3 protein-coding genes are annotated in these 3,792 nt (G+C 75.0%); 1 reads left to right on the top strand and 2 read right to left on the bottom strand.

What is annotated here, in order from left to right; translation table 11 throughout:
- Positions 1-1,403: helix-turn-helix domain-containing protein (locus tag ABZ641_RS28915; RefSeq protein ID WP_359986426.1), on the top strand; the 1,403-nt coding region annotated here is incomplete at its 5' end.
- A 55-nt stretch (positions 1,404-1,458) separates the two neighbouring features.
- Here ABZ641_RS28915 and ABZ641_RS28910 read toward each other — a convergent pair.
- Together ABZ641_RS28910 and ABZ641_RS28905 are read right to left on the bottom strand one after the other, a co-directional pair.
- Positions 1,459-2,916: an alkaline phosphatase PhoX gene (locus ABZ641_RS28910; protein ID WP_359986424.1), complete on the bottom strand. Its 1,458-nt coding sequence runs from the start codon at positions 2,914-2,916 to the stop codon at positions 1,459-1,461.
- A gap of 264 nt (positions 2,917-3,180) precedes the next feature.
- On the bottom strand, positions 3,181-3,792 hold a 612-nt coding region (locus ABZ641_RS28905), incomplete at its 5' end, for a hypothetical protein (RefSeq protein ID WP_359986421.1).

Here is a 3,792-nt window from a genome sequence, read left to right as displayed (position 1 = left end):
CGGGCCGGGGCGGGGCCGCCGCGGTCGCCGTCAAGCCGGAAGCGGGCGGTGTCCCGGACGCGCTGCGGGAGGCCGCGGCGGAGGCCGGGGTGGCGCTGCTGTCGGTGCGCCCGGAGACCCGCTGGGAGCACCTCGACGGGCTGGCCCGGATGCTGATCGCCGGCCCCGACACCCCGGAGGCTGCCGAGCCGAACGCCGGCGACCTGTTCTCGCTCGCGCAGACGGTCGCGGTGCTCACCCACGGCGTGGTCTCCATCGAGGACACCTCCAGCCGGGTGCTCGCCTACTCCCGCTCCTCCGACTCGGACGAGCTGGACGACCTGCGCCGGCTGTCCATCCTCGGCTGGCAGGGCCCGGAGCCGTACCTGTCCAAGCTGCGCGAGTGGGGCGTCTTCCAGCACCTGCGCGGCTCCGACGCGGTGATCGAGATCGACGCCCACCCGGACCTCGGGATCCGCCGCCGGCTCGCGATCGGCATCCGGGCCGGCGCGCAGCCGCTGGGCACCATCTGGGTCCAGGAGGGCGCCCAGCCGCTCGCCGAGCAGTCCGAGCAGGCGCTGGTCGGTGCCGCCCGGGTCGCGGCCGGGCAGCTGGTGCGGCGGCGGCGCGAGCTGTCCGCGGACGTCCGGCTGACCCGCACCCTGCTGACCGGCCTGCTGGAGGGCTCCACCGGGCCGCAGTCGCTGGCCACCCACCTCGGCCTGGGCCTGCGCCGCCCGGCGACCGTCCTGGCGTACGCCGCCGACTCCCCCACCGGGGGCGCCGACCCCGAACTCACCCGCGCCGAGGTGACCGGCCTGATCTCGGTGCACGCCGCGGCCCGGCACCGCGGGGCGCTGCTCGCCCCGATCGAGTCCCGGGTGTACGTGCTGCTGCCCGAACTGCCGCCCGCGCTGCCCGCCGCCACCCTGCGCGGCTGGGCGCAGGAGGTGGTCGACGCGGCCCACGAGCACCTCGGGGTGCGGCTGCGGGCCGCGATCGGCACCACGGCGGACGGCCTGGCCAAGGTGACCGAGTCCCGGGCGCAGGCCGACCGGATCCTGGACGCGATGGTCCGCGGCGGGGTCGCCCGCCAGGTCGCGGCGCTCTCCGACGTCCAGGCGGAGGTACTGGTCAGCGAGGTGCTGGCGCTGCTGCAGGAGCACACCCGGCTGCGCGACCCGCGGCTGACCGAACTGGCCGAGTACGACCGGAAGCACGGCACCCGGCTCGCCGAGTCGGTGCTCGCCTGGCTGGACGCGCTCGGCGAGGTCCGGGTCGCCGCGGACGCCCTGCACATCCACCCCAACACCCTGCGCTACCGGGTCCGCCGGGCCGAGCAGATCACCGGGCTCGACCTCGCCCAGCCGCAGCAGCGGCTGCTGGCGATGCTGCAACTGCGGCTGCCCGCCGAGGACGCCTGACGGCGTCGACGACGGGCAGCGCACCGGTCCCGTCCCGGCCCGCGGGCCGGGACGGTCAGTGGTGGCGGCGCAGGCGGTGCCACGGGCCGGTGACGGCGAGCATGATGCCCGGCTCCTGGATGTTGGCGAACAGCGTCCCGCCGTCGGCCGAGAAGGTGACGCCGGTGAACTCGCTGTACTCCGGCTCCTCCGCGGTGCCGAGGTTGAACTCGTTGCGGGCGATCGGGAAGGTCCGGCCCTCGTCCGTGGTGCCGAACAGGTGCTGCTGGCCCTCGCCGTCCTCGGCGATCACCAGGCCGCCGTGCGGGGAGACGGTGATGTTGTCCGGGCCGTCGAAGTTGCCGTTGTCCGCCCAGACGTCCTTGTTGACGCCGAGCAGCACCTTCAGGGTGACGGTGCGACGGGCCGGGTTGTAGAACCACACCTGGCCGTCGTGCTGGACGGGGCTCTCCTCGCGGGCGTAGCTCGCCACGAAGTAGGTGCCGCCGTCACCCCACCACATGCCCTCCAGCTTGCGGGAGCGGGTGATCTCGCCGTCCTTGAACTGCTTGCGGACGGAGACCGTCTTCGCGTCGCGGTCCGGCACCTTCACCCAGTCCACGCCGTAGGTGGTGCCGATCGCCGTCGCCCGGGACAGGTCGTCGACCAGCTTGCCGTGCGAGTCGAAGCACTTGAAGGCCTCCAGCACGCCGGCGTCGTCGGCCAGCGTCCGCAGCCTGCCCCGGCCGTGGTGGAAGCCGGCCGGCGGGGTCCAGCGGTAGAGCAGGCCGTTCGGGCCGGACGCGTCCTCGGTCAGGTAGACGTGGCCGCGCTTCGGGTCGACCACCGCCGCCTCGTGCGGGTAGCGGCCGAAGGCCTTCACCGGCTTCGGGTCGCGGTTGGCGTCCTGGTCGTACGGGTCCACCTCGAAGATGTAGCCGTGGTCCTTGGTCATGCCGTTCTGGCCGGCCCGGTCCTCGGTCTCCTCGCCGGACAGCCAGGTGCCCCACGGGGTGGCGCCGCCCGCGCAGTTGGTGGAGGTGCCGGCGATGCCGACCCACTCGCGGACCTGCCTGCCGCGCTCGGCGACCTCGACGACGGTGCAGCCGCCGGCCGCGGCAGGGTCGTAGACGTGGCCCTCCAGCAGCGGCACCGGGTGCGGCCAGCTGCTGCGCTTGCCCTTCAGCTCGTGGTTGTTGACGAGCAGGGTGGCGCCGTGCCGGCCCGGGAAGGCCGCGGTGCCGTCGTGGTTGCTGGGCGTCGACTCGCCGGTGACCAGCGTGGTCTTCCCGGTGTACGTGATGATCCGGTACGTGAAGCCCTTGGGCAGGGCCAGGATGCCGTCCGGGTCGGACACCAGCGGGCCGTAGCCGAGCGCGGTGTGCGCGCCCTCGCCGGCCGCCGGGGCGTCGCCGCCGAGCGGGGCCGCGATCGCCCCCGGGGCGGTGGCCAGCACCTCGGCGCTGCCGGCGATGAGGACACCGGCACCGAGCACGGTCGAGCGGTTCACGAAGTCCCGGCGGGACAGCGACATGTCGGTCACTCCTGAGGGTGGGCGTACGGGAAGGACGCGCAGCAGACTCTTCGCGGCGGGTGAACCCGGTGTGAACCGGGGGCTGCGGCGCGGTGGTGTTTTGCCGTCCTCATGCGAACCCATGACCTGCTCTTCACCAAGGACCGCAAAGACCGCTCCAGCCGCACCGGGACCTGCGACGCGCGGCCGCACCGGGGCTCTCGCGCGAGCCGCACCAGGGGCGCTGTGGGCACCTTGCGGCCGAAGGCCCCGGTCGGCAACGCCTCAGTCGCGGCGCAGGGTCCGCCAGTCCTCCCAGGCAGCCAGCCACGCCTCCTCGGCGCCGTCCGCCCCGCCCGGCGTGCCGCCCGCCCACAGCCGGGCCCAGGCCAGCTGCGCCGCCAGGCTCGGCACCTCGCTGGCGAAGACGGTGTACCGGACGGACTCCGCGACGGCCGCCTCGCCCTCCGCCGTCCCCACCAGCCAGTCCGTCCGCTGCGCCAGCCAGGTCAACTGGTTGACCAGGGCGGACACCGCCTCCACCGCCTCCCGACGGGACTCCGAGGCCAGCCGCATCTGCTGGCGCACCGCCGACTCCCAGCACTCCGCCCCGGCCTCGCCGCGCAGCCGCCGCGGGATCCGGCCGGTCCGCCGGGCGCACAGCTGCGCCTCCATCGCGATGGCCTCCTGTATGCCGTGTTCGACCACCGCCCGGTGCGCCTCCAGCCCGGCGGCCGGCGGCAGCTCCCGTTCCTCCACCGGTACGGCACGCCGCCACTGACGCGCCGCCAGCTCACGGGCCTGCGCGGTGCCGCCGCTCACGAAGGGAGCGGCGTCGCCGACCCGGCGCAGCTCGACACCGCCCGGCGGCAGCCCCCGCGCGGTGACGGTCACGGC

This window comes from Kitasatospora sp. NPDC007106, from assembly GCF_040634455.1.
Taxonomy (GTDB): domain Bacteria; phylum Actinomycetota; class Actinomycetes; order Streptomycetales; family Streptomycetaceae; genus Kitasatospora; species Kitasatospora arboriphila.
This window is presented reverse-complemented; position numbering and strand designations above follow the sequence as displayed.

What these genes read in the sequence shown, in the direction of transcription:
- ABZ641_RS28910 (WP_359986424.1), bottom strand. Translation starts at nt 2,916, where the DNA reads ATGTCGCTGTCCCGCCGGGACTTCGTGAACCGCTCGACCGTGCTCGGT.